This window comes from Streptomyces odontomachi (assembly GCF_024435355.1).
In the GTDB taxonomy this organism is placed as follows: domain Bacteria; phylum Actinomycetota; class Actinomycetes; order Streptomycetales; family Streptomycetaceae; genus Streptomyces; species Streptomyces odontomachi.
Window position 1 is genome coordinate 19,313 of the sequence record NZ_JAMJWG010000006.1, and the last position, 26,603, is coordinate 45,915.

Genomic DNA, 26,603 nt, shown 5'->3' on the forward strand with positions numbered 1-26,603 from the left:
CGCCCCGTATGCCCCGACCGCCCACGACGGAACATGTGGGGAGCAGCCGCTCCCGGGAGGGTCGGCACCGTACGGCAGACTTGAGGTTCGACGAACGAGGTTAAGGATGGGTATGCCGATCACACCTACCCCCACAGATCACCGTTCTCCGAACGGCGCCGCCGAAGCGATCCTGCTCGAACTGGTCGACGAGGACGGCACCACGATCGGCACGGCGGAGAAGCTCGCCGCCCATCAGCCACCGGGACAGCTGCATCGGGCGTTCTCGGTGTTCCTCTTCGACGACCTGGGCCGGTTGCTGCTCCAGCAGCGTGCCCTCGGCAAGTACCACTCCCCCGGTGTCTGGTCGAACACCTGCTGCGGGCACCCGTACCCCGGCGAGTCGCCGTTCGCCGCGGCGGCCCGCCGCACCTTCGAGGAGCTGGGCGTCTCCCCGTCCCTGCTCGCCGAGGCGGGCACCGTCCGGTACAACCATCCCGACCCGGCGTCCGGCCTGGTCGAGCAGGAGTTCAACCACCTGTTCGCCGGCCTGGTCCGCACCACGCTGCGGCCGGATCCCGACGAGATCGGTGCCACGGCCTTCGTGACCGCGACCGAACTGGCCCAGCGGCATGATCAGGATCCGTTCTCGGCGTGGTTCATGACGGTGTTGGAGGCCGCCCGGCCCACCATCAAGGAACTGACCGGACCCGACGCCGGCTGGTGAGCCGTCGCGGGCACGGCGCCAGGTCCGGCGTACCGATCCTGCACGGGCAGGTGCAGCGGCAGCGCCGCCCAGATGATCTTGCCGCCGCCCGCGGTCTGGGCCACGTCGCACACCCCGCCCGCTTCCCGCGCGATCTCCCGGACCAGCAGCAGGCCGCGTCCACCGGTCTGACCGTGGTCGGCCACCAGCGCGGCGGGGCGGTAGGGGTGGTTGTCCTCCACGGAGACCCGCACCCATTCGGCGCCCACGCCGACCTCCACGGCGAGCATCGGGGAGAGCAGTGCCGCGTGCCGTACGGCGTTGGTGACCAGCTCCGAGACGATGAGCAGCAGGCCGTGCAGGACGTCGTCGCCGACCGGCACGCCCTGGCGGGCGAGCAGCTCCCGCACGGCGTGCCGGGCCTGCGGCACCGAGGAGTCCAGCGCGGGGGCGGTGAAGCGCCAGACGCCTTCGTACGGGCGTGCCGCGGGGTCGGCGCCCGGCCCGGGTGGCGCTCCCGTGCCGCCCTGGGAGCCTGGAAGGTCTCTCCACCCGCCGCTGTCCATCGTCCGGTCCCCGCCCTCACGCTCGGTTGTCACCACGTGACGAGTGTGGGCAAGCCCGGCGCCATGTCCCACGACTGCGCGTAACTCGGCGTGTATCGACGGAACTCGACCGTCGGCGCATGACCAAGATGATCCACAGAGCGATTCCGTCCCTCTTCTGCCGATTCTTGCCCTTTTTCGTGTTGTACGGCTTTTGATTACGCTCCGTCACTACCACCGTGATCAGGGGCACCCAGCGGCGGGAGACCGGCGGATACCATCCGGCGCATGATCCCCCAGGTGCTCCACACCATCGAGGACGGCGTCGCGACCGTCGTCCTCCACCACCCGGCGAAGCGGAACGCCATGACCGCGCAGATGTGGCTGGCGCTGCCGCCGCTGCTGGCCACACTCGCAGCGGATCCGCAGGTCCGGGTGCTGGTGCTCACCGGGTCCGGCGGCACGTTCTGCGCGGGCGCCGACATCTCGTTGCTGCGGGGGACGGATTCGGACCCGGCGCAGGTGGCGGAGGAGCAGCCAGCACCGGCAGCGGGGGAGCAAGCCGGGCCGCGGCGGCTCGCCATGGCGGCCGAGGAGGCGCTCGCCGACTTTCCCAGACCGACGCTCGCCGCAGTGCGCGGTCACTGCGTGGGCGGCGGTTGCCAGCTGGCGGTGGCCTGCGATCTGCGCTTCGCGGACGAGAACGCGCTGTTCGGCGTCTCCCCCGCAAAGCTGGGGGTCGTCTACCCGCCGTCCGCCACCCGCCGCCTGGTCGAACTCGTCGGACCTGCCACCGCCAAATACCTGCTGTTCTCCGGCGAGTTGATCGATGTGGGACGCGCCCTGCGCACCGGTCTGGTGGACGAGGTACTGCCACACGGCGGACTCGACGCACGGGTCGCCGAGTTCAGCCGCATTCTGATGTCGCGTTCGCAACTGACGCAGACGGCCACGAAAGAGTTCATCGCCGGCCGCACGGACCGGGCCGACCACTTCGCCGCGGAGGCCCGACGCAGCGGCGAGACCGCGGAGGGAGCGGCCGCGTTCCTGGAACGCAGGACACCGCAATTCAGGTGGCCCGAGCAGCGATGACCGTGACGCGGTCGTCCTGTGTGCTAGACCGGGTGGCCACCCCGAGCACGTCGGTGACAGGGGTGACGCGGGCAACGGGACTCGGTGGGGGTGCCCTGAGCCCGATTGTCGGTGCCGCCTGCCACAATTGCGGCGCAACCATGAACGGAGAAGGCGGTACGGGATCGTGACGACACCCTCGGTACCCCAGGTGGGGTCCATCGAAGGCAGGATCGCCGAGGAGCTCGGCGTACGGGAGCGGCAGGTGAAGGCGGCCGTCGAGCTGCTCGACGGTGGTTCGACGGTGCCCTTCATCGCCCGTTACCGCAAAGAGGCGACCGAGATGCTCGACGACGCGCAGCTGCGGGCCGTCGAGGAGCGGCTGCGGTATCTGCGCGAGCTGGAGGAGCGGCGCACCACCATCCTCGAATCGGTGCGCGAACAGGGCAAGCTCACCGAGGAGCTGGAGGCCCAGATCCGCGCCGCGGAGACCAAGGCGCGCCTTGAGGACATCTACCTGCCCTACAAGCCGAAGCGGCGCACGAAGGCACAGATCGCCCGTGAGGCGGGGCTCGAGCCGCTCGCCGACGGCCTGCTGGGCGACCCGTCGGTGGAGCCGGCCGCCGCAGCCGCCGCGTTCATCGACGCGGACAAGGGCGTCGCCGACGCAGCAGCCGCCTTGGAGGGCGCCCGCGCGATCCTCGCCGAGCGGTTCTCCGAGGACGCCGACCTGATCGGCGAACTGCGTGAGCGGATGTGGACACGCGGGCGGCTGGCCGCCCGGGTGCGGGACGGCAAGGAGGAGGCGGGCGCCAAGTTCGCCGACTACTTCGACTTCGCAGAGCCGTACACCGAGCTTCCCTCGCACCGCGTGCTGGCCATGCTGCGCGGCGAGAAGGAAGAGATCCTCGACCTCGTCCTGGAGCCCGAGGAGCCGTCCGCCGAGCCCGGCGCCCCCTCGTCGTACGAGCCCATCATCGCCTCCCGGTTCGGGGTCGCGGACCGCGGCAGGCCCGCGGACAAGTGGCTTCAGGAGACGGTGCGCTGGTCCTGGCGTACCCGCATCCTGGTGCGTCTCGGCATCGACCTCCGGCTCCGGCTGCGCACCGCTGCCGAGGACGAGGCGGTCCGGGTCTTCGCGGCGAACCTGCGCGACCTGCTGCTCGCCGCCCCCGCCGGCACCCGCGCCACGCTGGGCCTCGACCCCGGCTTCCGCACCGGCGTGAAGGTCGCCGTGGTCGACGCGACGGGCAAGGTCGTCGCCACCGGCGTGATCTACCCGCACGTGCCGCAGAACAAGTGGGACGAGTCCATCGCCACGCTGGCCCGGCTCGCCAAGGAGCACGCTGTCGAGCTGATCGCGATCGGCAACGGCACGGCGTCCCGCGAGACCGACAAGCTCGCCGGCGACCTGATCACCCGGCACCCGGAGCTGGGTTTGACGAAGGTGATGGTCTCCGAGGCGGGCGCCTCGGTGTACTCCGCCTCGGCGTTCGCCTCGCAGGAACTGCCGGACATGGACGTCTCGCTGCGCGGCGCGGTGTCGATCGCACGCCGGCTCCAGGACCCGCTGGCCGAGCTGGTGAAGATCGACCCCAAGTCGATCGGCGTCGGCCAGTACCAGCACGACCTGTCGGAGGTGAAGCTCTCCCACTCGCTGGACGCGGTCGTCGAGGACTGCGTCAACGGCGTCGGCGTGGACGTGAACACCGCCTCCGCCCCCCTGCTCGCCCGCGTCTCGGGCATCGGCTCGGGCCTCGCGGAGAACATCGTCACGCACCGCGACACCAACGGCCCGTTCCGCTCCCGCACCGCACTGAAGGACGTGGCCCGGCTCGGCCCGAAGGCGTACGAGCAGTGCGCTGGCTTCCTGCGGATCCGCGGCGGCAGCGACCCGCTGGACGGCTCCAGCGTGCACCCCGAGGCCTATCCGGTGGTGCGCCGCATGATGCAGAAGGCCGGCGGCGACGTCGCCGCGCTGATCGGCAACACGTCGGTGCTGCGCTCGCTGAAGCCCGATGACTTCGTCGACGACACCTTCGGCCTGCCGACCGTGACGGACATCCTGCGCGAGCTGGAGAAGCCGGGGCGCGACCCCCGGCCGGCGTTCAAGACGGCCTCGTTCAAGGAGGGCGTGGAGAAGATCTCCGACCTGACCCCGGGCATGGTGCTGGAGGGCGTGGTGACCAACGTGGCCGCGTTCGGCGCGTTCGTGGACGTCGGCGTGCACCAGGACGGCCTCGTACACGTCTCCGCGATGTCGAAGACGTTCGTGAAGGACCCGCGGGACGTGGTCAAGCCGGGCGACATCGTCAAGGTGAAGGTGCTCGACGTGGACATTCCACGCAAGCGCATCTCGCTGACCCTGCGACTGGACGACGACGCGGCAGCACCCGCCGCCGCGGGCAACGGCCGGGGCGGGCAGCGGGGACGCGCTGCGGGCCAACGGCAAGGCGGTGCCCAGCGGCAGGGCGGCGGCGGCGCGCAGCGGCAGGGCGGCCGGCAGGGCCAGCAGGGCCGTGGCGGAAGGGCGCCGGCCCCGGCACCCGCGAACAGCGCGATGGCCGACGCGCTGCGCCGGGCGGGCCTGGTGGACCCCAAGCGGTGACCTGGGCGGGACCCCGTGCGGTGCGGGGTCCCGCGTGCCGCCGTCCGGTCCGGCTCCGTTCGGGGCACGACTCCGTGCGGCGCAAACTCCGTTCGGCTCGGGGCCGCGCTCGGCTCAGACCTCGGTGACCTTGCCGGCGGCGACCTCGAAGCGACGGGTGGTGTGCACCGCCTGGAGCAGCCGGCGGTCATGGCTGACGAGCAGCAGGGTGCCCTGGTAGGACGCCAGGGCGGACTCCAGTTGTTCGATGGCCGGCAGGTCGAGGTGGTTGGTCGGCTCGTCCAGGACCAGGAGGTTCACCCCGCGGCCCTGGAGGAGGGCGAGGGCGGCGCGGGTGCGCTCACCCGGGGACAGGGTCGCGGCGGGGCGCAGCACATGATCGGCCTTCAGGCCGAACTTGGCGAGCAGGGTGCGCACGTCCGCCGGGTCGGCGCTCCCCGTCCCGGACGCCTTGGCGACCGGGGAGGTGCCCATGGCCGCCTGGAAGGCGTCCAGCAGCGCGTCCGGGCCGTGGAAGAGCCGTCGGGCCTGATCCACCTCGCCGACCAGCACGCCGGAGCCGAGCGCGGCATGCCCGGCGTCCAGTGGCAGCCGCTCCAGCAGCGCCGCCAGCAGGGTGGACTTGCCCGCGCCGTTCGCACCGGTGATGGCGACCCGGTCGGCCCAGTCGATCTCCAGTGACACCGGTCCGAAGCGGAAGTCGCCGCGCCGTGCCTCGGCCTCGCGCAGGGTCGCGACGACGGCGCCGGAGCGGGGTGCCGCCGCGATCTCCATGCGCAGCTGCCACTCCTTGCGCGGCTCGTCGACGATCTCGAGCCGCTCGATCATGCGCTGGGTCTGCCGCGCCTTCGCGGCCTGCTTCTCGCTGGCCTCGCTGCGGTACTTGCGGCCGATCTTGTCGTTGTCGGTGGCCTTGCGGCGGGCGTTCTTGACGCCCTTGTCCATCCAGGACCGCTGCATCTGGGCGCGGTCCTGAAGTGCCGCCCGCTTGTCGGCGTACTCCTCGTACTCCTCGCGCGCATGCCGGCGGGCCGTCTCGCGTTCCGCCAGATAGGCCTCGTAGCCACCGCCGTAGAGGTGGATCTGCTGCTGGGCGAGGTCGAGTTCGAGGACCTTGGTGACGGTGCGGGCGAGGAACTCCCGGTCATGGCTGACGACGACGGTGCCGGCCCGCAGGCCGGTGACGAAGCGCTCCAGTCGTTCGAGACCGTCGAGGTCCAGGTCGTTGGTCGGCTCGTCGAGCAGGAAGACGTCGTACCGCGAGAGCAGCAGCGAGGCCAGCGAGGCACGGGCCGCCTGCCCGCCGGACAGCGAGGTCATGGGGCGGTCGAACGAGACTCCGAGGCCGAGGGCGTCCGCGGTCTCCACCGCCCGTTCGTCGAGGTCGGCGCCGCCGAGCCCGAGCCAGCGCTCCAGGGCGGTGGCGTAGGCGTCGTCGGCGCCGGGTGCCCCGGCGACCAGGGCTTCGGTGGCGGTGTCCAGGGCGCGCTGGGCGGCGGCCACGCCGGTGCGCCGGGCCAGGAAGTCCCGCACGCTTTCGCCGGGCCGCCGCTCGGGCTCCTGGGGCAGGTGGCCCACGGTGCCGGTGGGCGGGGAGAGCCTGAGCCCGCCCCGCTCGGGCGTGTCGAGCCCGGCGAGCAGCCGCAGCAGCGTCGACTTGCCCGCGCCGTTGGCACCGACCAGGCCGATCACGTCGCCCGGCGCGACCACGAGGTCCAGGCCGGTGAAGAGGGAGTGGTCGCCATGCCCCGCGGCGAGGTCCTTGGCGACGAGAGTGGCAGTCATCAGGGACGATCCTAGCGATGGCCCCGGGCGGACCTCGCCCGTATTTCCACGGCACACCTCGCCCCGCCCTCCGCGCCTCCCCTGGCGGTCCGGGCTCGCCTCCGTCCGCTCACCCGCGGAGCCGCGCCGCGTATGGCAGTCGTGTGACGGGTGGGGCCATGGACATGACCGCCGGCCGCGTGCTCAATAGGGTGCGGACGACAACGGACTCCACTCGACGACTTGGAGCTCTCGTGTACCGCAGACTCATTGCCCCGGGCGCCCTCGCGGTCTCGTTGATGCTGGCGATCCCGGCATCGGCCGACGGCTACTCGCCGGGGGCCCCGGGCATCGGCGACCCCTACTACCCGGTCTACGGAAACGGCGGTTACGACGTCGCGCACTACGGCCTGCAACTGAAGTACCAGCCCACGACGGACCTGCTGGAGGGCACTGCGACGATCCGCGCCACCGCCACGCAGAACCTCTCGCGCTTCGACCTGGACTTCGGGCTGACGGTCAGCGAGGTGCGGGTGAACGGCGCGAAGGCCGCGTTCACGACGTCCGGTGACGAGGAACTGGAGATCACTCCGGCCAGGGGGCTGCCCAGGGGCGCACCGATCACGGTGGTGGTGAAGTACTCCGGCACCCCGTCCGACGTGGAGCTCTTCGGTTTCACCTCCTGGATGCGCACACCCGACGGGGGGATCGGGGCGAACGAGCCGGAGTCGGCCGCCTGGTGGTTCCCGTCCAACGACCACCCGCTCGACAAGGCCACCTACGACGTGTCGATCGAGGTGCCGGACGGCACCCGCGCGCTCTCCAACGGCGTGCTGACGTCGACCACCACACGGCACGGCCGGACCCGCTCCACCTGGCGCTCCGACAGGCCGCAGGCCACCTACCTCGCCACGCTCGCGATCGGGAAGTTCGACGTCTCCACCGCGAAGACGGCGGACGGTCTGCCGGTGGTCAACGCCTACAGCACGGACCTGCCCGCCGCCACCCAGGACGGCGCACGGGCCTCGCTGGAGCGTACCGGTGAGGTCGTGCGGTTCCTGGAGGGCTACTTCGGCCGCTACCCGTTCAACGCGGTCGGCGGCTACGTTCCGAACGTGACCGCGGGCTTCGCGCTGGAGACCCAGACGCGACCGTTCTACAGCCCGAAGTTCTTCGCGAAGGGTCCGAACCTGTCGGTGGTGGTGCACGAGCTGGCCCACCAGTGGTACGGCGACAGCGTGTCGGTGCACGGGTGGCGGGACATCTGGCTGAACGAGGGGTTCGCCTCGTACGCCGAGTGGTTGTGGTCGGAGGACCAGGGCGAGGGCACCGCGCAGGAGCTGGCGGACTACGTGTACGCGCAGCATCCGGCCGACGACCCGTTCTGGACCGTCGCCCCCGGAGACCCCGGCCCCACGCACCAGTTCGACGACGCCGTCTACGACCGGGGCGCCCTCGCGCTCCAGGCGCTCCGCAACGCCATCGGTGACCACGCCTTCTTCGCCATCCTCAAGGGCTGGCCGCAGCAGCACCGGTACGGCAACGCGACGGTGCAGGAGTTCGAGGCATACGCCGAGCGGGTCTCCGGCCAGCGGCTCGGTGCGCTGTTCGACACCTGGCTCTACCAGCCGTCCAAGCCCGCGGCGCCGGCGGCGCAGGCTGCGGGTGTCCGGGCGGCGGGCACGCCGGCGAAGCCGGCCTCGTGGACCGGGATGGCCCGGGGGCACGGCACCCGGTGACGGCTCCCGCCGGGGGCGCCCGGGCCGGGCGCCCCTACCGGCCCGCCGCCCGACGGGCGCGGCGGGCCGGCGGGAGGTAGCGCAAGCGCTCCGGGAGGAGCGGGACGACGACGGCGACCGCGCGCCCGAAGTGCCGCAGCATCCGCTCCTGGCGCGCGGTCCAGGACAGTCCGAGGGCGACCCGGACCTCCGGCGGCAGCAAGCCCACCGTGAGGAAGCACCGCAGCCGGGCCACCGGCGGCCACAGCACCGGCCACAGCGCACGCACCGCCCGCCGCACCGCCCGCGGTCCGCGATCCGGTGGCGGCACAGGGGCGTCGACGGCGAGGAGTTCACCGGCCACCTTCGTCCGTTCCAGCTCGTCCCGGACGACACGCCGGTAGTAGGGCCAGAACTCCTCCACCGTGCGCGGCATGTCCCGTTCCCGGATACCGAGCACCCGGCCGACCTGCCGCCACTCCGCGTACAGGCGGTGCTCCTCGGCGGCGGTGAAGGGGCGGTGGGCCAGGTAACCGCGGCTCCGGCGGACGATGGGGAAGCCGGTGGCGTGCACCCAGGCGTAGGTGGCGGGGTCCAGCGCGTGGTAGGGGCGGCCGTGCGCGTCGGTGCCCTGGATGCCGGCGTGCACCTGCCGCAGCCTGCGGCCCTCGGCGACGGCGTCCGGGCCGCCGTACACCCACCGTTGCAGGGAGCGCAGGGAGCGCTCCCCGCGACTCCACGGGTCGGTGCGGAACGTGGAGTGGTCGTCGACGCCGGCGCCCACCGCCGGATGGGCGACCTGGAGGGTGAAGGCGGCGGGCAGGCTGAGCACGGTGCGGATGTCCCCGACGACGTCCCAGAGGACGCCGCCCGGCGGTGGGGGCGGCACGTACCCGGGGTCGGCTGCCGCCCTGCGCTGCTCGGTCCTGGGCTCCGGCCGCTCCCCCGGCCGGTCGTGCTCGGTCATGGCATGGCTCCCGTGCCGGGCCGGACGACGGCTCCGGCCGCCCACGCCACGCGGCCGGACGCCGTCCCACCGCGGCTCCTGGTGGGGTACCGCCCACGCCCTTCGGGCCGTGGGTGGGGGTCCGTCCTTCCAGTATGCGCACCGCGCGCGCCAGGTCCCGGCCCGTGCCCGTGCCGGTCGTCGTGCCCGCCTCGTGCCGGTCGTCATGCCCGTCGTCATGCCCGTCGTCATACCGGTCGGCGCGCCCCGGCGACGGGACGGCGGGGCGCGCCGGCCTCAGGACTCCTCGGGCTGCTCCGCCATGCCGCCCTTGGCCGCGGTCGCGAGCACCCGGCCGCGGACGGCGTACCAGCCGGCGACGAGGGCGGCCGCGACGATCGGCACCAGGTACAGGGTCTTGCGCCCGACCTCGGCGTCCTTGCCCATGAGCACGAGCACGGCCAGCAGGAAGGCGATGGTGAGGATCTCGGTGACCGGGCTGCCCGGCAGGCGGAAGTGCGGCCGCTCGACCAGCCCCGCACGGGCCCGCCGCACGAACACCAGATGGCACACCATGATGATCACCCAGGTCGTGATGACACCGAGCGAGGCGATGTTCAGGACGATCTCGAAGGCATCGCTGGGCACCAGGTAGTTCAGGCCCACGCCCGCCACGCACACCAGGGAGGTGAGCAGTATGCCGCCGTAGGGGACCTGGTGGCGGTTCATCCGGGCGGTGAACCGCGGCGCCGAACCCGCACTCGCCATCGAGCGCAGGATGCGCCCGGTGGAGTACAGGCCCGAGTTCAGGCTCGACATGGCGGCGGTGAGCACGACGAGGTTCATCACGTCGCCCGCAGCCGGAACTCCGATCTTCGACAGGACCGTCACGAACGGGCTCTCGTCGGCCGAGTACAGGGCACCGGGCAACAGCAGCGCAAGCAGTATCACCGAACCGACGTAGAACAGGCCGACCCGCCACATGATCGAGTTCACGGCACGGGGCACGACCTTGTGCGGCTCGGCGGTCTCGCCCGCGGCGACACCGACCAGTTCCAGCGCCGCGTAGGCGAAGACGACGCCCTGCATCACTATGACGACCGGCATCAGGCCGTGCGGCAACACCCCGCCGTGCTGGCTGATCACCCCGAGGCCGGGGGACGCACCGCCCACGTGATGGCGGGTGGCCAGCAGGAAGATGCCGATCACCATGAAGCCGACCAGCGCCCCGACCTTGACGATCGAGAACCAGAACTCCGTCTCGCCGAAGAACCGCACCGAGATCAGGTTCACGGAGAGCACCACGCCGAGCGCTATCAAGGCCAGCACCCACTGCGGGACGGCCTCGAAGGCGCCCCAGTAGTGCATGTAGAGGGCGATCGCCGTGATGTCGGCGACACCGGTCGTCGACCAGTTGAGGAAGTACATCCAGCCGGCGACGTACGCGCCCTTCTCGCCGAGGAACTCGCGTGCGTAGCTCACGAAGGAGCCGGACGACGGCCGGTAGAGGACCATCTCGCCGAGCGCGCGCACCACGAAGAAGGCGAAGATGCCGCAGACCAGGTAGGCCACGGCGAGCGCGGGACCGGCCGAGTTCAGACGGCCGCCGGCACCGAGGAAGAGTCCGGTGCCGATCGCGCCGCCGATCGCGATCATGTTGACGTGGCGGGTCTTGAGGTCCTTGCTGTAACCGGCGTCACCCGCGTCCCCGGGTCTGCCGTCCGCACCGAGACGGAGGTTTCCCGGTGCGGTGCCCGCGGCGGGAGGGTTTTCACGGGCGCTCGCGGCGTCTACGGGCTTCTCGCTCAAAGGGGTCTTTCACTTTCTAGTGCGCCGGGATCGCCGGCGGCCGGTCCGTGCCACGGTCCGTGACACCTCGGGTGGGGGCGGCACGGACCGCGGGTCACTTTCCCTTGCGCCGGCGAGTTACGCGATGGTGCAGATCACAGTGGGAGTTACCTCCCACGCCTGCGCTGCGCAGCGGCGGGAGCATCTCACATGCTGGTCAGAGGGTCGTACGAAGCATTCACATTACTGGTGAGACAGCAATACTGTTGCACCGGATCGCCGGACGTGGCCGGAGACGAGAACCGCAGCACCGGGGAAGCAAGGAGCTGACTGTCATGACGGCGGACACTCCCCCACCGCCTGAAAGGCGTGGGAGGGACCCCCACCCACTGCCTGAAAGGCGTGGGAGGGACCCCCACCCACTGCCTGAAAGGCGTGAGAGGGACCCCCACCCACTGCCCGAAGGACGTGGAGGCGCCCAGGAACCGGCGTTGACGGTCGACGAGCTGGCCGCCCGCGCGGGTGTCACGGTGCGTACGGTCCGCTTCTACAGCACCCGGGGGCTGCTGCCGCCACCCGTGCTCGGGCCACGCAGGGTGGGACGGTACGGACCGGAGCACCTGTCGCGGCTCGCGCTCATCGAAGAGCTGCAACGGCACGGCATGACGCTGGCCGCGATCGAGCGCTACCTGGAACGGCTGCCCGCCGACCTCAGCCCGCACGACCTGGCCATCCATCGTGCCCTGGTGGCGTCCTGGGCCCCGGAGAACGCCGAGGAGGCCACCCTCACCGAGCTGGAACGCCGCGCGGGCCGCGCCCTGAACGCGGACGACCTGGAGCGCCTGGCGGCGATGGACGTGATCACACGCACCGGTGCGCCCGACGTCTTCCGGGTGGATCCCGGGCTGCTGGGCCTCGGGATACAGCTGCTGGACCTTCCCATACCCCCCAAGGCGGTGCTCGCCGCGCGCGGCGCCCTGCTGGAGCACAGCCGGGCGGCGGCGGTGGAGCTCGCACGACTCTTCCGGGACGCGGTGGGTGAGCCGGGCGCCGAAGGCGAGCAGCACCCGGAGCGGGTGGCACAGGCCCGATCGCTCTCGGCCCACATGCAGCCACTCGTGATCCAGGCCCTGGTGACCATCTTCCAGCGCTCCCTGAGCCAGGAGCTACGGGAGTGGCTCGGCCAGACCTGAGCCATGACGGCAGCCGGACGGCCCGGCGGCGCCCCGGGTGCCGGGCCCGGGCCCACTCCCCCGGCGCGACTCGGCCGGGGCCGAAGCCCCGGCCGGGGCGCGAGGGAGCCGAGGCGGGCGCGACTCGGCCGGGGCCGAAGCCCCGGCCGGGGCGCGAGGGAGCCGAGGCGAAGGGCCCCGGGATCAGCTCACCGCGCCGGGTCGGTGAACCGCTCGCCGCGCTCCGCCTTCTCGACCAGCAACGCGGGCGGCGCGAACCGCTCCCCGTACCGCTCGGCGAGCTCGCGCGCGCGGGCCACGAAACCGGCGGGTCCGCCCTCGTAGCCGTTGATGTACTGAAGGACGCCGCCCGTCCAGCCGGGGAAGCCGATACCGAGGAGCGAGCCGACGTTGGCGTCGGCCACGGAGGTCAGGACGCCCTCCTCGAGCAGCCGCACCGAGTCGAGCGCCTCGGAGAACAGCATGCGTTCCTGCATGTCGCGGAAGGACACCTCGGCCGTGGCGCCGTCCTGGGCCGGCCGGGTGAAGTGCTCGCGCAGCCCCGGCCAGAGCCCGGCGCGCCGCCCGTCCACGTACTCGTAGAAGCCCGCGCCGCCGCTTCGACCGGGGCGGTCGAACTCGTCGACCATGCGGTCGATCACGGCCTCCGCCGGGTGCGGCTGCCAGGTGCCGCCGGCCTCCTCGACGGCCCGCCGGGACTCGTTGCGGATCTTGCGGGGCAGGGTGAGCGTCAGCTCGTCCATGAGGGAGAGGACCTTCGCCGGGTAGCCGGCCTGGGCCGCGGCCTGCTCGACGGAGGCGGGCTCGATGCCCTCGCCGACCATCGCCACGCCCTCGTTGATGAACTGGCCGATGACGCGTGAGGTGAAGAAGCCGCGGGCGTCGCGCACCACGATCGGGGTCTTGCGGATCTGTCGGACCAGGTCGAAGGCGCGTGCCAGTGCCTCGTCCCCGGTCCGCTCGCCCCGGATGATCTCTACCAGCGGCATCTTGTCGACGGGAGAGAAGAAGTGCAGGCCGATGAAGTCCGCCGGGCGCTCCACTCCCTCGGCGAGCAGGCTGATGGGCAGCGTGGAGGTGTTGGAGCAGAGCAGGGCGTCCGGCTCGACGATGCCCTGGATCTCCTGGAACACCTTGTGCTTGACCGCCGGGTCCTCGAAGACCGCCTCGATCACGGCGTCGCTGCCCGCGAGGTCGTGCGCCTCGGCGGTGGGCGTGATGCGGGCGAGGACCGCGTCCGCCTTCTCGCGTGTGGTGCGGCCGGTGCTGACGGCCTTCTCGCAGAGCCGCTCCGCGTAGCCCTTGCCGCGCACCGCGGCGTCGACGGAGACGTCCTTCAGGACCACGTCGATACCGGCCCGTGCGCAGGTGTAGGCGATGCCGGCGCCCATCATCCCGGCGCCGAGGACGGCGACCTTGCGCACGGTGCGCCGCTCGATGCCGGTGGGCCGGCTGGCGCCCGCGTTCACGGCCTGGAGGTCGAAGAAGAAGGCCTGGATCATGTTCTTCGCGATCTGGCCGGTGACCAGCTCCGTGAAGTGGCGTGCCTCGATCCGCTGGGCCGTCTCGAAGTCGACCTGGGAGCCCTCGACGGCCGCGGCGAGGATGTTGCGCGGCGCCGGGTAGGGGGCGCCGGCGGTCTGCTTGCGCAGGTTGGCCGGGTAGGAGGGGAGGTTCGCGGCGAACTTGGGGTGCGCCGGGGTGCCGCCGGGGATGCGGTAACCGGGGGTGTCCCAGGGCTGCCGGGACTCGGGATGGGCGTCGATGAAGGCGCGGGCCCTGGCGAGCAGCTCCTCGGGGGTGTCGACCACCTCGTGCACCAGGCCGTGCTCCAGGGCCCGCCGCGGGCTGTACTGGGTGCCCTTCAGCAGCACCTTCAGCAGCGCGTCGGTGATGCCGAGCAGCCGTACCGTGCGCACCACGCCACCGGCCGCGGGCAGCAGCCCGAGGGTGACCTCCGGCAGGCCGATCTTGGACCCGGACGCGTCCAACGCGACGCGGTGGTGGCAGGCGAGCGCGATCTCGTAGCCGCCGCCGAGCGCCGCGCCGTTCACCGCTGCGACGACCGGCTTGCCCAGGGTCTCGATGCGGCGCAGATCCCGCTTGATCGCCATGCTGTGGTCGAAGGCGTCCTGCGCCTCCTCGGGGCGCACGGCGATCAGGTCGCGCAGGTCGCCGCCGGCGAAGAAGGTCTTCTTCGCGGAGGCGACGATGACGCCGCGCACGGTGTCGCGCTCGGCTTCGAGCCGGTCGGCGACGGCGGTCAGGGAGGCGGCGAAGGCCGCGTTCATGGTGTTCGCCGACTGGGCCGGATCGTCCAGGACCAGGGTGACGGCACCGGTCTCGTCCTGCTCCCAGCGGATCGTCGAGGGGGCGGTGGACGTGGCGGGCTCGCCGGGCGCCGGCGACTGCGACGCTGCTGACGGCACTGCGGACTCGCTCATCTGGCTTTCTCCGTGAAGGTGGGGCGGGACGGACACAGGGGCTCGGGGCGCCGCCGGCACGCGGCGGGGCGCGGGCGCGCGGGGTCGCGCGGGGTGGTCACAGGCGCTCGACCACCGTGGCGATGCCCATGCCGCCGCCGACGCAGAGCGTGATCAGGCCGTAACGCTTGTCCTGCCGCTCCAGCTCGTCGACGACGGTGCCCAGCAGCATCGCGCCGGTGGCGCCCAGCGGATGGCCCATGGCGATCGCGCCACCGTTCACGTTGACCTTGTCGAGCGAGACGCCCATGTCCTTGACGAAGCGCAGCACCACGGCGGCGAAGGCCTCGTTCATCTCGATGAGGTCGATGTCGTCGATGGTCAGACCGGCCTTGGCGAGTGCCTTGCGGGAGGCGGGCGCCGGGCCGGTGAGCATGATCGTGGGTTCGGATCCTGACACAGCCGCCGAGACGATACGGGCGCGGGGCGTGAGCCCGTACCGCTGCCCCACCGCCTTGGAGCCGACGGCGACGAGTGCGGCGCCGTCGACGATGCCGGACGAGTTGCCCGCGTGGTGCACGTGGTCGATGGACTCCACCCAGTGGTACTTCTGCAACGCCACCGCGTCGAAGCCGCCCAGGTCACCGATGTCCGCGAAGGACGGCTTGAGCTTCGCCAGGGTGTCGGCCGTGGTACCGGGGCGCAGGTGCTCGTCGTGGTCGAGGACGACCAGGCCGCTGCGGTCGCGCACCGGCACCACGGACTTCTCGAAGTACCCGCCCTTCCAGGCCGCCGTGGCACGGTCCTGCGAGAGCGCCGCGTACTCGTCGACGTCACGCCGCGAGAAGCCCTCCAGCGTGGCGATCAGGTCGGCCCCGACGCCCTGGGGGACGAAGCCGGTGTCGAGGTTGGTCAGCGGGTCGTGGAACCAGGCGCCGCCGTCGGAGCCGATCGGCACCCGCGACATCGACTCGACGCCGCCGGCCAGCACCAGCTCCTCCCAGCCGGAGCGGATCTTCATGGCGGCGAGGTTGACCGCTTCGAGGCCGGACGCACAGAAGCGGTTCTCCTGGACGCCGGCGACGGTGTCCGGCAGGCCGGCCGCGATCGCCGCGATCCGGGCGATGTCGGAGCCCTGGTCGCCGAGCGGGCTGACGACGCCGAGCACGATGTCGTCGATGGCGGCCGGGTCCAGGCCGGGGAAGCGGGCCCGCATCTCGTGGATCAGGCCGACGACCAGGTCGATGGGCTTGGTGCCGTGCAGGGCGCCGTTGGCCTTGCCCCGTCCGCGTGGGGTGCGGATCGCTTCGTAGACGTACGCTTCGGTCGGCTCAGTCATCCTCGTGGCCTCCTCATGGCCTGTGGTACGGCTGCTGACGAGCCGTTCAGGGATTGCGGTGCGGTACTCGCGCGGGGGCGTCCGGTGTTCATTCCGGTGTCCCGCTGTCCTCGTCCGGCCAGGGCACGCCCCAGTCGCGTACCACCTCCGCCGTGTCGGCGCCGGGTCGGGTGGGGGGCGTGCGCACCGCTGTGGGGGTGCGGGAGAAACGCGGTGCGGGGGCGGGCTGGGTGATGCCGGCGTGCTCGGTGAAGGTGCCACGGGCGGCGAGGTGCTCGTCGGCGGGCGCCTCGCGCAGTGCGAGCACGGGCGCCACGCAGGCGTCCGAGTCGGCGAAGACGGCGGTCCACTCGTCGCGGGTGCGGGTGGCGAAGCGGGCCGCCACACTCGCCCGCAGCGCACCCCAACGGGCCACGTCATCGCGCTCGGGCACCTCGTCGGCGATGCCGAGCAGCTTCACGAATTCATCGTAGAACCGCCGCTCCAGCGCGCCCACCGCCATGTAGCCGCCGTCCGCCGTGCGGTAGCAGCCGTAGAAGGGGCAGCCGCCGTCGAGCAGGTTGACGCCGCGCCGGTCCTGCCAGGTGCCGGCCGCCAGCAGGCCGTGGATGAACGTCGACAGATGCGCGGCACCGTCGACGATCCCGGCGTCCACGACCTGTCCGACGCCGGTGGCGCGGGCGTGGTGCAGGGCGGCGAGGAGGCCGACGACGAGGTAGAGGGAGCCGCCGGCGAAGTCACCCAGCAGGTTCGCGGGGATGGCGGGCGGGCCGTCCGGGGTGCCGATCATGCCGAGGACGCCGGTGCGCGCCAGGTAGGACAGGTCGTGGCCGGCGCGTCCGGCGAGCGGTCCGTCCTGGCCCCAGCCGGTCATCCGGCCGTAGACGAGCCGGGGGTTGCGGGCGTGGCAGGCCTCGGGGCCGAGGCCCAGCCGCTCGGCGACCGAAGGGCGGTAGCCCTCGACGAGGAGGTCGGCGCGGGCCACGAGGTCGAGGACGCGCGCCGGGCCGTCGGGGGACTTCAGGTCGATCAGCACGGACCGCTTGTTGCGGTTGCTGAGGTCGTGGGCGGGGTCGACGGCGAGGTCCGTGCCACCGGGGCGGTCGACCCGGACGACGTCGGCGCCGAGGTCGGCGAGGAGCATGGCGGCGAACGGGCCCGGCCCTATGCCGGCCAGCTCCACGACGCGCACCCCGGTGAGCGGACCGTGCTGCCCCTGCTGCGGGGTCCCGGTCGTCCGTGCCCCGGTCATCAGGCCCCCAACTCTGTGACACAACCGATGTAACAGTGATGATGTTAGGAATGCGCAGCGCGCGGCACAAGGACTTTGGCAAGCAAGCGCTCAGTTTTTCGCCCGGTGGTCCGCGACCGGCAGCACCGGCCGGGGCACCACCGGCCGTGGCTATGCCTCCGCCGGGCCGCCGGTCCCGGGGTCGGCCCCGGGTCGCGCGTCGAGTCCGGCGACGAGCCTCTTCGGGGCGATGGTGCGGTAGCTGTCCTCCACCCACTCGCACAGCAGCTCGGGCGGCGGGCCGCCCCGCTTGCCGAGCGGGATGTGCACCCAGCCCGCCCGGCCGAGGCCGTACCCGGCCGGCTCGGCGCCCGGCATGGTGAGGGCGTGGGCGTGCGCCTCCTCGTCCGCGAGTTTGACGGTGATCCCCGGCTGGTGGCTGCCGTCGTCGACGCCGAGGAAGACGAAGACTTTCCTGCGGACTTTGGCGACGCTCTCGCCCCAGGGGAACTCCTCCACCGCCTCCGGCAGCCCGAGCGCGAAGGCGCGCACGGTCTCCCAGGTCTTCAGCTCGCTGCCGACGGCTGCCACGGCCACCTCCACGGTCGACTCCAGCGTCACCGTTCACGCTAGCCGCGGCCACTGACAGTGGCCTGCCCGCTCACCCGCGTGCCGAAGTGATCGCCGTGCGCAACGCGCGCCGGCAGAGCGCATCCGCACGCCGGGTGGATTCGGGCAGCCGGAAGTGCGGGGCGAGGTGCAGGGTGTGGCCGCAGGCCGTGTCCAGGTCGACCCGGTGGCCGACGGAGACGAAGACCGGTTTGACGCCGTGCCGGGTGCGCAGTGCCCGCCCGACCACTTCCGCCCCGTCGACCAGCGGCGCCGTGGAGCCACGCGCGGCCGCCGGCTCCGTGTACGTGAAGGTGAACGGGTTCTTGGCCACGCCCATGGACGGCAGCCCGGTGAGCACGCCGAGGTGGCTGGCGAGTCCGAAGCGCCGCGGATGCGCCCGGCCGTATCCGTCGCAGAGCACCAGCCCCGGGTCGGTGCGCAACGCCTCGAGGGCGGCCAGCACCGCCGGCAGCTCCCGGAACGCGAGCAGGCCGGGCACGTAGGGGAAGGCGACCCGGGCCACCGCGGTGACCTCTTCGAGCACGTCGAGCGTGGCCGCGTCCAGCACGACGGCGGCCGCGACGACCAGGTCACGCTCGTCGTCGTAGGCCACGTCGACGCCGGTCACCCGGCCGGTACCGGGTGGCGGCCCCGGCTCGTCGAGCACCACGCGGTGGCGCAACTCGTCCTGGACGGCGGTGGCCTGACCTTCGGTGACGGGCCAGCCGGCGGGTACGGGAGCGGGGATCACTGCGGCCATGGTGCGCCCGAGGATACGACGCCGGGCCCAGACGGCCTCCACGGGGCGCCGTGACACGGGTGCTTGGAGCGCGGTGACAGAGGTCACTCGCCTGAACGTGCACGGAACTGGCCGCTCAACCGTCTCACTTGGTGAGGGTCGCCGCGTCCGGGTGACCCGCAGTTCACCCACTGCCCACGAAGTCGTCAGAACAGCGTGCCATGTACAGCCGGGAACGGCCGGGGAGCCGTCACCGTCCTAACCCTTGAATCAGCCGTCACCAGGGAGCAGGCGATGTCCACCGTCATCGAGCAAGCCGTAGAGGCCCGCCTGGTCGCCGCCGCGCCGCGCACGCCGACCGTCTCCGCCACGCTCCACTACGACCGGAGCGATCCGTTCGCCGTCCGCATGACCTTCCCGGCCGCCGCGACCCTGGAGGGGGTCGAGGTGTGCTGGACGTTCGCGCGCGAGCTGCTTTCCGACGGCCTGGAAGAGGAGACCGGGCAGGGCGACGTACGGGTACGCCCGTACGGGTACGACCGTACGGTCCTGGAGTTCCACGCCCCGGAGGGCACTGCGCTCGTGCACATCCGCAGCCAGGACCTGCGCCGCTTCCTGACCCGCAGTGCCGCCTTGGTCGCGCCCGGCGATGAGGGCCGGTACGTCGACCTGGACCACGACCTCGCCGAGCTCATGCGCGACGCCTGCTGACCTGGCTCCCGGCCGCCGGTCCTCCGCCCTGCGCCCGGGCCGCACCTCGCGTGCGGACCCGGGCGCCCGGCGCTTCGGCGTGCGCCCGGCGCATCGTCCGCCGGTAATTCTTTTGACGATGCCGGACCGGGACCGTACGTTGGATGGCGTCCCATTGCCGTCGACAGGAGAAGGACGTTGCTCGTCTGAGTCCGAAGGCACCGCGCGCCGCACCTGACCGTCAGCGTCAGCATGTGTGGAGCGTGCGACCTCGGCGTACGAGCCGTCCCGCGGACCCTCCTCCTCAAGGCCTTCTGGGGCACGATCCCGGCGTGCGGACCCCGCGTCCGTCCCGCGTCTGCTTCCCGTAGCGCTCCGCTCCGGCTTCTGCCCGTTGATTCCCGAGAACCTCCGGAATCCAACGGTACGGACCGGCAGCGACTCCGCCTCCTCGTCGTCGATCCCCGCACCTCGCGGTGTCCCGAACGCGTCGCCCTGACCGCTTCCTGCCACCGCGAGGTTTCATGTCTTCTGTATCCGCCGCGTCCGGACGCCCCGGCTCGCACACGTCCATCACCTGTTCGGCGCTGTCCTTCGGCTGGCCCGACGGCTCCCCGGTCTTCGACGGGTTGCAGGCCGCGTTCGGACCGGGCAGGACCGGCCTGATCGGGTCCAACGGGTCGGGCAAGTCGACCCTGCTGAAACTGATCGCCGGGCGGCTCACCCCCACCGACGGCGCCGTCCGGGTGGCCGGCGAGACCGGCTATCTCCCGCAGAACGTCACCCTGGACACCGCGCTCCGCGTCGACGAGGTGCTCGGCATCGCCGAGGCCCGTGCCGCGCTGCACGCCATCGAGGCGGGCGACGTGGCCGAGGAGCACTTCACCGCGGTCGGCGACGACTGGGACGTGGAGGAGCGCGCCCGCGCCACCCTCGACCAGCTCGGCCTCGGCCACATCGGGCTCGACCGGACCACCGGTGAGGTCTCCGGCGGCGAAGCGGTGCTGCTGCGGCTGGCCGCGCTGCTCCTGCGCAGGCCCGACGTGCTGCTGCTCGACGAGCCCACCAACAACCTGGACCGCTATGCCCGCAGCCGGCTGTACGCCGCGGTCGAGGCCTTCACCGGCGTGCTCATCGTGGTCAGCCATGACCGGGCGCTGCTGGACCTGGTCGACCAGATCGCCGAGTTGCACGAGGGCGAAGTGACCTGGTACGGCGGCAACTTCTCGATGTACGAGGAGCTGCTGGCCACCCAGCAGGAGGCGGCCCAGCGCACCGTCAGGGCCGCCGAGTCCGATCTGCGCAGGCAGCGCAGGGAGCTCGCCGACGCCCAGGTCAAGCTGGCCCGGCGCCGCCGGTACGGCAAGAAGATGGAGCAGAACAAGCGCGAGCCCAAGATCGTCATGGGTGAGCGCAAGCGCCAGGCCCAGGTCTCCGCCGGCAAGCACCGCATCATGCACGAGGAACGGCTCGCGGAGGCGAAGGAACGCCTGGACGAGGCGGTGGAAGCGGTGCGCGACGACGACGAGATCCGTGTCGACCTGCCGGCCACGGCGGTGCCGCCGGGCCGCATCGTGCTCACCCTGCACGACCTCGCCCTGTGCTACGGCGCACGGGTGGGTGGCACCCTCACGCTGGGCGGCCCGGAGCGCGTCGCGCTGGTAGGGCGCAACGGCGCGGGCAAGACCACCTTGCTGCGCACCGTCGCCGGTGAGCTCGCGCCCGTTGCCGGCGAGGCGGTGGCCCATGTGCCGCTGCGGTTCCTGCCCCAGCGGCTCGATGTGCTCGACGGCGATCTGACGGTCGCCGAGAACGTGGTGCAGCGCGCCCCCGGGGCCACCAACAACGCCATTCGCGCACGGCTTGCGCGCTTTTTGTTCAAGGGCGCGCGGGCCGACCAGAAGGCGTCGACCCTGTCCGGCGGAGAACGGTTCCGTGCGGCGCTCGCCGCCCTGCTCCTGGCCGAGCCGGCGCCGCAGCTGCTGTTGCTGGACGAGCCGACGAACAACCTGGACATGGCGAGCGTCCGGCAGCTCACCAGCGCGCTGGAGTCCTACCAGGGGGCCCTGGTGGTCGCCAGCCACGACATGCCGTTCCTCGAATCGATCGGGATCACCCGCTGGCTGCTGCTGGCGGACGGTCAGCTCACCGAGCATCACGAGCTGCCCGATCTCGACGGGGACGGTGCGGTGGTGGGCGGCGCGTCCGAGCCTCCCGGCGTGGCGGAAGCGGACGGTGCGCCCGGCGCGGACGACTGACGGGGGCGCACTGGCTGCGTGGCCGCCCCGGGGCGCACCCCGGGGCGGCCGACGGCAATGCAGCGCACAGCGACCAGGACGGGTCAGGCCACCAGCGGGTCGTTCAGCAGGCGGCGCCCGGCCACCCGGTCACCGTCCCAGGTGAAGGCCCCCGCATCGCTCGGCAGCCGGCGCCAGAGCATCAACAGCAGGTCCTGCGCCGAGGCGGTGACTCCCGCGACGGGGTCGCCGGGACCGTAGGTCCATGACCCGCCGGTGTCGGTGGCGTCGAGTCGCACCGCGTACCGGGGTGGCCGGGCGCGGCCCCGTGCGATCTGCCGCGGCGCGATCGTGTCGAACACCTCGGCCACTCCCTCGTCCGCCAGCTCGGCGTCGAGCGGAGCCGGCGTACCGAGGGAGTGTTCGGCGTCCCAGCGGTGCACCAGGGTCTCGAGGCAGCGTCGACGCTGCCAGAAGCCGACCGTGTGGGGTGGCTGAACGGTCCAGGCGGGGGTGGCGGGGTCGGCGTCGAGCGCGTCGAGCAGGGTCATGACACCTCCGTCGAACCAGGGCACCAGCAGATCCCGGCCGCGTGGTGCGGCGGGCGCCCGGAAGTCACCGTGCCCCTCGGTCACCGCGGCGGCCACCCACAGGTTGGACTGCCCCAGGTGCTCGGCGAGGTCGTGCAGCGTCCAGGCTCCGCAGTGCTCGACGGGTGTCGTGAGGTCGGCGCCGAGGCAGCTGCGGAAGGCGCCGAGTTCCTGGTCCAGATGGCGGAGGAAGGAAACGGAGTCCATGTTCCGGAAACTAGCCCACGACACCGGAATCTACGGTTCCGGCACTCCGGGCGGACGCGTGTCCCCCCCGCTTGCAGCGCGGCCTTTCCGCCACTCTGCCCCGCGCGTGGCACGCGTCAGGCGCATCCCGCGGGCCCGGAGTCCGGGCCGCGCACGGCGCCGCCCGGACTGCTGAGCGGCGCCCCGAGGGTTTTCGGACGATCTTTCGGACGGGAGCGCGCGCCCGGGAGTGGAGGCATCGCGCGCCACGGACTCACGACGGGTCGCGCCGCAGGTCCAGACGTTCCTTCTCGGAAAGGCCGCCCCACACGCCGAACCTCTCGTCGTGCTCCAACGCGTACTCCAGGCAGGTGGCGCGCATGTCGCACAGCTGGCAGATGCGCTTGGCCTCGCGCACGGAGCTGCCTGGCTCCGGGAAGAAGAAATCCGTACCGACCTGCGCGCACAGAGCGCGCTGCTGCCAGTCGAGGTCGGCTTCGCTGATGCTGTCGATCTGCATGGCACGGCATCGTTCCCGGCGGAGAAAAACAACCGATCAACGAACGATCAACGCCCGTTCAGTCCCGCGCCGCGGGCCGCCGACCGGCGATCCCGGCAGCAGGCCGCTACCCAGCAGCGGGCTGCCCTCAGGCCCCGCACGCCACACGTCCGAAGGGACCCGCGGCCACGGCCCGCCGCACTCGGGGGCAGGCAATTCTTCCCCTTCGGGCAGCCGGCGGACGGCCGAACGTGCAGTCACCACGCGACGACAGATCGGAGCCTACCGGCAGGCCCCCCGCCGCACCGCACCTTGCCGCACCGTCGGCGTGTACACCTTGCGCGGAGGCGGTCCGCCGGTGCTACGACCGCGGTGCAGCCTTGAACGCCGCGAACCGCGCCCCGTAGGGATCGGCGAGCTGGGCGATCCTGCCGACGCCCTCGATGTCCATGGGTGAGCCGAGCGCCCGGCCCCCGAGTTGCTGCGCCTTGGCGCGGCTTGCGTCGGGGTCGTCGACCGCGAAGTACGGCAGCCAGTACGGGCCGGGGGCCTGCGGGTCGGTGGAGAGCGGCACGAGACCGGCGAAGCCGGCGTTCTCGCCGCCGGCGGCCGGGGAGGCGATGGTGTACGTGCCGCCGCTGAACGCCTGCTCCTCCGTGGTCCAGCCGAGCACCGAGCCGAAGAACCGCCCGGCCGCCTGGACGTCCGGGGTGTAGAGCTCGGTCCAGCACAGCGCACCGGGGTCGTTCACGACGTCCATGCCCTTGTTGGAGCCGGGTTGCCAGATGCCGAAGGGGGTGCCTGCGGGATCGGCGAGGATGGCCATGCGGCCCTGGTCCATGACGTCCATGGGCTTGAACCGCACCGAGCCGCCGGCGTCCTCGGCGGCGCGGGCCGTGGTGTCGGCGGCCGTCGCCTGGAAGAAGATCGTCCAGCCGGGCGGGCTCTGCTCGGGCTCCACGGTCATGCCGCCCCCCACGACCTTGTCGTGGGTACGGAACATGCCGTAACCACCGGCGTCGGGGCCCGCGAGCCGGTAGTCCCAGCCGAAGAGCCCGTTGTAGAAGGACTGGGCGCCGGCGATGTCAGGGGTGGCGAGATCGAGCCAGTCCGGGGCCCCGTCGACATAACGGGTAGTGAGCATGATGCCCTCCTTGAGGGTTCCCCGTTGTCCCTTCACCCCCGAGTCTGACACCGCGCATCGGCGCCTGCCGCCCGAGCGCACCCCGATCAGAGAGCGCTCTCACCTCGGCCTCCGCAGGGGCACGTCGAACAGGTCGAACAGGTCGGACACGACGGACAGGTCCTGGAGCAGGCTAGGCCGAGGCGCGACGGACCAGGGTGGTCTGGGTGACCACGCGGCCGTCGTCCTCGCCGGGCATCTCGTCCGGGTTCCCGGTGTCCGGGCCACGACCCTGACCGCGCAGCAGCAGGCGGACCATCATCCGTCCCATGCCCTCGATGTTCTGACGGACCGTCGTCAGGGGCGGGTCGGTGTGCTCCGCGACGTGGAGCATGTTGTCGAAGCCGACGACCGCGACGTCCTCGGGCACCCGCAGCCCGCGCTCGCGCAGCACCCGCAGGGCGCCGGCGGCGGACAGGTCGTTGGCGGCGAAGACGCCGTCCAGGTCCGGACAGCGCTCCAGCAGGGCTCGCATCGCGCGTTCACCGCCGGCCTGGGTGAAGTCGCACTCCTGCGTCAGCCGCGGGTCGGGGTCGCCCAGCACCTCGCGGTACCCGTCGAGCCGGTCGACGGCCGAGGTCTGGTCCAACGGTCCGGTGATGTGGGCGATCCGGGTACGACCGAGCGAGACCAGGTGCCGCACCGCGTCCCGGGCGCCGCCGTGGTTGTCGCAGTCGACGTACGGGATGCCCCCGCCCCCGTCGGACCAGTAGGGCCGGCCGCCGAAGACGGCGGGCAGGCCGGCGGCCCGGATGATGCCGGGCAGGGCGTCGTCCAGGTGCAGCGAGAAGGCCAGGGCGCCGTCGACATGGCCGCCGGCGAGATAGCGCCCCACCCGGGCATAGTCGTCGGGCCCCTCGGTGAGCAGCAGCACCAGTTGGGAGTCGTGGGCGGCCAGTTCCTTGCTGATGCCGCGCAGTTGGAGGCCGAAGAACGGGTCGGTGAAGATCCGTGTCTCCGGCTCCGCCACCACCACGGCGGTGGCGTCGTGACGCCGGGTGACCAGGCTCCGCGCGGCCTGGTTGGGGACGTAGCCGAGTTCGTCGACGGCGCGCCGCACCCGTTCGGCAAGCGATTTCCGGACACCTGTGCTGCCGTTGACGACACGGGACACGGTGGCCCGGGAGACTCCCGCCCGTGCGGCCACCGCTTCCAGCGTGGGCCGTGCATCGGTCGGTTCGGACACCTGGGGCTCCTCCGCGTGTGGGACAGCAGGTTGCCGACCACCATATACACGGTGCCCAGGCGGCGAGAGAGCGCTCCCTGCGTGGGGACACGAGGGACCGGACACCGCCCCGCGTGGCACGCCGAGCCAGCGGGCCGGCACCGTTCGCGATGATCGTCCCGGTGGCGCACGGTCCGTCCGGCGTGGCCACATGCCGTCCCTGCCCTTGACGCAGCGTGTTGTCGGGCAGGGCGGGCCGCGTGCCGCGCACCGCTGCGGTGCGTGACGCGGCACGCGCCGTGCCGCGCGGGTCTCAGCCCTTCTTCGCCTGCTGTCCGGGTATGGTGCCGTCCGCCTTCTTGACCAGGAAGTGCCCGACCATGCCCATGTCCGCATGGCTCTGCACATGGCAGTGGTACATCCAGGCGCCCGCGCCGACGCCCTCTCCGGCGATCACCTGGAAGCCGAAGGAGTCCCCGGGACCGACGGTCTTGTCGTCGACGACCGGGCTGGGGTCGTCGGGCCCGGTGAGCATGCCGGTGCGGTTGTCGGCCCAGCGGTGACCGTGCAGGTGGAAGGTGTGGAAGTACTCCCCGTGGGTGATCTGGACGAACTCGATCCGGTCACCCACGGTGGCTTCCAGATCGGGGCCCGGTGACAGGTTGTTGATCGTCATGTCGTTGAAGACGACCGTGTACGTCTTGTCCGGCAGGACGTCGCCCTCCCTGCGGACGATCACCGGCCCGTACAGGCCCGCCTTGATCCCGCCGGAGCCGTGTTCGGTGCCGACCACGTGGTCGTGGTAGTGCCAGTACCCGGCGCTGCCGGCGCGCCAGGTGCCGTCGGCGCGCCGGCCGGGGGCGTGGGTGCGCCAGGTGTAGGTGCGGGTGCCGCCCGGTTCGACGTCGCTGCCGGTCATCGCGGTGCCGTCGCTGGTGATCTCGTAGTCCATGCCGTGCACGTGCAGGCTCGCGGCGACGTCCAGGGTGTTGTGGAACTCGATGTGCAGCGTGTCGCCCTCGGTGAGCTCGATGAGGGGGCCGGGGACGGTGGCCTTGCCCGCTTCCAGGCCGTAGCCCAGCTGCCCGTCGGACAGCTTCTCCGCGTACATCGTGAGATGCCGGACCGTGCCGCCCGCCGCGGCCGTTCGGGCCGGCCGGGTCACGGGGGCGGCGCTCGCCGGGCTCGCTGCGGCGGTCGCCGCGGCGACCGGTCCGAGGGAGGCCGTCGCCGCACCGGCGGCCAGGAGGCGACCGGCGAAGGCGCGCCGCCCCAGCGGCGCCGCCCGTCTGCCGTGCCCGGTCCCGGGGGCGTCGCGCCCGGCCGTCGCCGGCCCTGGCGTGCCGTCCGCCGTCGTGCCGTCCGCCGTCGTGCCGACCGTCTCGTCCGTT

General features: G+C 72.2%; 20 protein-coding genes and 1 pseudogene. 7 read left to right on the forward strand and 14 right to left on the reverse strand.

What is annotated here, in order from left to right:
* Positions 1-112 precede the first annotated feature (112 nt).
* Positions 113-706 (forward strand): isopentenyl-diphosphate Delta-isomerase, encoded by a 594-nt coding sequence (gene idi, locus NQO67_RS14835; protein WP_255950430.1) that lies wholly within the window; start codon positions 113-115, stop codon positions 704-706.
* Between the two features lie 53 nt (positions 707-759).
* On the opposite strand, the pseudogene NQO67_RS14840 reads toward idi, so the two are convergent.
* Positions 760-1,287: pseudogene (locus NQO67_RS14840) on the reverse strand (ATP-binding protein); the annotation flags it as partial.
* 231 nt (positions 1,288-1,518) lie between these two features.
* On the opposite strand from NQO67_RS14840, the gene NQO67_RS14845 reads away from it, so the two are divergent.
* Positions 1,519-2,322: an enoyl-CoA hydratase/isomerase family protein gene (locus NQO67_RS14845; RefSeq protein ID WP_255950431.1), complete on the forward strand. Its 804-nt coding sequence runs from the start codon at positions 1,519-1,521 to the stop codon at positions 2,320-2,322.
* Positions 2,323-2,488: 166 nt separating this feature from the next.
* On the forward strand, positions 2,489-4,909 hold the full coding sequence (locus NQO67_RS14850; protein WP_255950433.1) for a Tex family protein: 2,421 nt from the start codon (positions 2,489-2,491) through the stop codon (positions 4,907-4,909).
* A 114-nt stretch (positions 4,910-5,023) separates the two neighbouring features.
* On the opposite strand, the gene NQO67_RS14855 is transcribed toward NQO67_RS14850, so the two are convergent.
* Positions 5,024-6,694 carry an ABC-F family ATP-binding cassette domain-containing protein gene (locus NQO67_RS14855; RefSeq protein WP_255950434.1) on the reverse strand — a complete coding sequence of 557 codons (1,671 nt, stop codon included), beginning with the start codon at positions 6,692-6,694 and terminating at the stop codon, positions 5,024-5,026.
* 233 nt (positions 6,695-6,927) lie between these two features.
* On the opposite strand from NQO67_RS14855, the gene NQO67_RS14860 reads away from it, so the two are divergent.
* Positions 6,928-8,412: a M1 family metallopeptidase gene (locus NQO67_RS14860; protein WP_255950435.1), complete on the forward strand. Its 1,485-nt coding sequence runs from the start codon at positions 6,928-6,930 to the stop codon at positions 8,410-8,412.
* A 34-nt stretch (positions 8,413-8,446) separates the two neighbouring features.
* Here NQO67_RS14860 and NQO67_RS14865 read toward each other — a convergent pair whose 3' ends face one another.
* A complete protein-coding gene (locus NQO67_RS14865) occupies positions 8,447-9,358 on the reverse strand; it encodes an oxygenase MpaB family protein (protein ID WP_255950436.1) in 912 nt (303 codons plus the stop codon).
* A gap of 276 nt (positions 9,359-9,634) precedes the next feature.
* Positions 9,635-11,146 (reverse strand): amino acid permease, encoded by a 1,512-nt coding sequence (locus NQO67_RS14870; RefSeq protein WP_255950437.1) that lies wholly within the window; start codon positions 11,144-11,146, stop codon positions 9,635-9,637.
* Positions 11,147-11,616: 470 nt separating this feature from the next.
* On the opposite strand from NQO67_RS14870, the gene NQO67_RS14875 reads away from it, so the two are divergent.
* Entirely contained in the window at positions 11,617-12,318 is a 702-nt protein-coding gene (locus tag NQO67_RS14875) for a MerR family transcriptional regulator (protein ID WP_255950438.1), read from the forward strand.
* Positions 12,319-12,506: 188 nt separating this feature from the next.
* On the opposite strand, the gene NQO67_RS14880 is transcribed toward NQO67_RS14875, so the two are convergent.
* The 5 genes from NQO67_RS14880 to NQO67_RS14900 form a co-directional block, all read right to left on the reverse strand.
* Complete coding sequence (locus NQO67_RS14880) at positions 12,507-14,762, reverse strand: 3-hydroxyacyl-CoA dehydrogenase NAD-binding domain-containing protein (RefSeq protein ID WP_255950439.1); 2,256 nt, start codon at positions 14,760-14,762, stop codon at positions 12,507-12,509.
* A gap of 97 nt (positions 14,763-14,859) precedes the next feature.
* Positions 14,860-16,080: an acetyl-CoA C-acetyltransferase gene (locus NQO67_RS14885; protein ID WP_255950440.1), complete on the reverse strand. Its 1,221-nt coding sequence runs from the start codon at positions 16,078-16,080 to the stop codon at positions 14,860-14,862.
* Between the two features lie 88 nt (positions 16,081-16,168).
* Positions 16,169-17,332, reverse strand: coding sequence for a CaiB/BaiF CoA transferase family protein (locus NQO67_RS14890; RefSeq protein ID WP_255950441.1), 1,164 nt, complete (start codon positions 17,330-17,332; stop codon positions 16,169-16,171).
* Positions 17,333-17,482: 150 nt separating this feature from the next.
* Positions 17,483-17,926 (reverse strand): MmcQ/YjbR family DNA-binding protein, encoded by a 444-nt coding sequence (locus NQO67_RS14895; protein ID WP_305125876.1) that lies wholly within the window; start codon positions 17,924-17,926, stop codon positions 17,483-17,485.
* 46 nt (positions 17,927-17,972) lie between these two features.
* Positions 17,973-18,683, reverse strand: a complete 711-nt coding sequence (locus NQO67_RS14900; protein WP_255950442.1) for an endonuclease V — start codon at positions 18,681-18,683, stop codon at positions 17,973-17,975.
* Positions 18,684-18,956: 273 nt separating this feature from the next.
* On the opposite strand from NQO67_RS14900, the gene ssgD reads away from it, so the two are divergent.
* Positions 18,957-19,373: a spore wall synthesis regulator SsgD gene (gene ssgD, locus NQO67_RS14905; protein WP_255950443.1), complete on the forward strand. Its 417-nt coding sequence runs from the start codon at positions 18,957-18,959 to the stop codon at positions 19,371-19,373.
* Between the two features lie 503 nt (positions 19,374-19,876).
* A complete protein-coding gene (locus NQO67_RS14910) occupies positions 19,877-21,610 on the forward strand; it encodes an ABC-F family ATP-binding cassette domain-containing protein (RefSeq protein ID WP_255950444.1) in 1,734 nt (577 codons plus the stop codon).
* Between the two features lie 83 nt (positions 21,611-21,693).
* Here NQO67_RS14910 and NQO67_RS14915 read toward each other — a convergent pair whose 3' ends face one another.
* From NQO67_RS14915 to NQO67_RS14935, 5 genes are all read right to left on the reverse strand, one after another.
* A complete protein-coding gene (locus NQO67_RS14915) occupies positions 21,694-22,386 on the reverse strand; it encodes a maleylpyruvate isomerase family mycothiol-dependent enzyme (protein WP_255950445.1) in 693 nt (230 codons plus the stop codon).
* 253 nt (positions 22,387-22,639) lie between these two features.
* On the reverse strand, positions 22,640-22,885 hold the full coding sequence (locus tag NQO67_RS14920; protein WP_255950446.1) for a WhiB family transcriptional regulator: 246 nt from the start codon (positions 22,883-22,885) through the stop codon (positions 22,640-22,642).
* A gap of 340 nt (positions 22,886-23,225) precedes the next feature.
* Positions 23,226-24,008 carry a VOC family protein gene (locus NQO67_RS14925; protein WP_255950447.1) on the reverse strand — a complete coding sequence of 261 codons (783 nt, stop codon included), beginning with the start codon at positions 24,006-24,008 and terminating at the stop codon, positions 23,226-23,228.
* 172 nt (positions 24,009-24,180) lie between these two features.
* Entirely contained in the window at positions 24,181-25,233 is a 1,053-nt protein-coding gene (locus NQO67_RS14930; protein WP_255950448.1) for a LacI family DNA-binding transcriptional regulator, read from the reverse strand.
* Positions 25,234-25,525: 292 nt separating this feature from the next.
* The gene (locus tag NQO67_RS14935) at positions 25,526-26,488 is read right to left on the reverse strand and encodes a multicopper oxidase domain-containing protein (RefSeq protein WP_255950714.1); all 963 of its coding nucleotides are present in this window, start codon (positions 26,486-26,488) and stop codon (positions 25,526-25,528) included.
* Positions 26,489-26,603 lie beyond the last annotated feature (115 nt).

Bases quoted from the DNA above. Each gene is read 5' to 3' on its own strand.
- NQO67_RS14920 (WP_255950446.1), bottom strand. From the start codon at position 22,885: ATGCAGATCGACAGCATCAGCGAAGCCGACCTCGACTGGCAGCAGCGC.
- NQO67_RS14925 (WP_255950447.1), bottom strand. From the start codon at position 24,008: ATGCTCACTACCCGTTATGTCGACGGGGCCCCGGACTGGCTCGATCTC.
- NQO67_RS14885 (WP_255950440.1), bottom strand. From the start codon at position 16,080: ATGACTGAGCCGACCGAAGCGTACGTCTACGAAGCGATCCGCACCCCA.
- ssgD (WP_255950443.1), top strand. From the start codon at position 18,957: ATGTCCACCGTCATCGAGCAAGCCGTAGAGGCCCGCCTGGTCGCCGCC.
- NQO67_RS14880 (WP_255950439.1), bottom strand. From the start codon at position 14,762: ATGAGCGAGTCCGCAGTGCCGTCAGCAGCGTCGCAGTCGCCGGCGCCC.
- NQO67_RS14845 (WP_255950431.1), top strand. From the start codon at position 1,519: ATGATCCCCCAGGTGCTCCACACCATCGAGGACGGCGTCGCGACCGTC.
- NQO67_RS14910 (WP_255950444.1), top strand. From the start codon at position 19,877: ATGTCTTCTGTATCCGCCGCGTCCGGACGCCCCGGCTCGCACACGTCC.
- NQO67_RS14900 (WP_255950442.1), bottom strand. From the start codon at position 18,683: ATGGCCGCAGTGATCCCCGCTCCCGTACCCGCCGGCTGGCCCGTCACC.
- NQO67_RS14890 (WP_255950441.1), bottom strand. From the start codon at position 17,332: ATGACCGGGGCACGGACGACCGGGACCCCGCAGCAGGGGCAGCACGGT.
- idi (WP_255950430.1), top strand. From the start codon at position 113: ATGCCGATCACACCTACCCCCACAGATCACCGTTCTCCGAACGGCGCC.
- NQO67_RS14865 (WP_255950436.1), bottom strand. From the start codon at position 9,358: ATGACCGAGCACGACCGGCCGGGGGAGCGGCCGGAGCCCAGGACCGAG.
- NQO67_RS14915 (WP_255950445.1), bottom strand. From the start codon at position 22,386: ATGGACTCCGTTTCCTTCCTCCGCCATCTGGACCAGGAACTCGGCGCC.
- NQO67_RS14855 (WP_255950434.1), bottom strand. From the start codon at position 6,694: ATGACTGCCACTCTCGTCGCCAAGGACCTCGCCGCGGGGCATGGCGAC.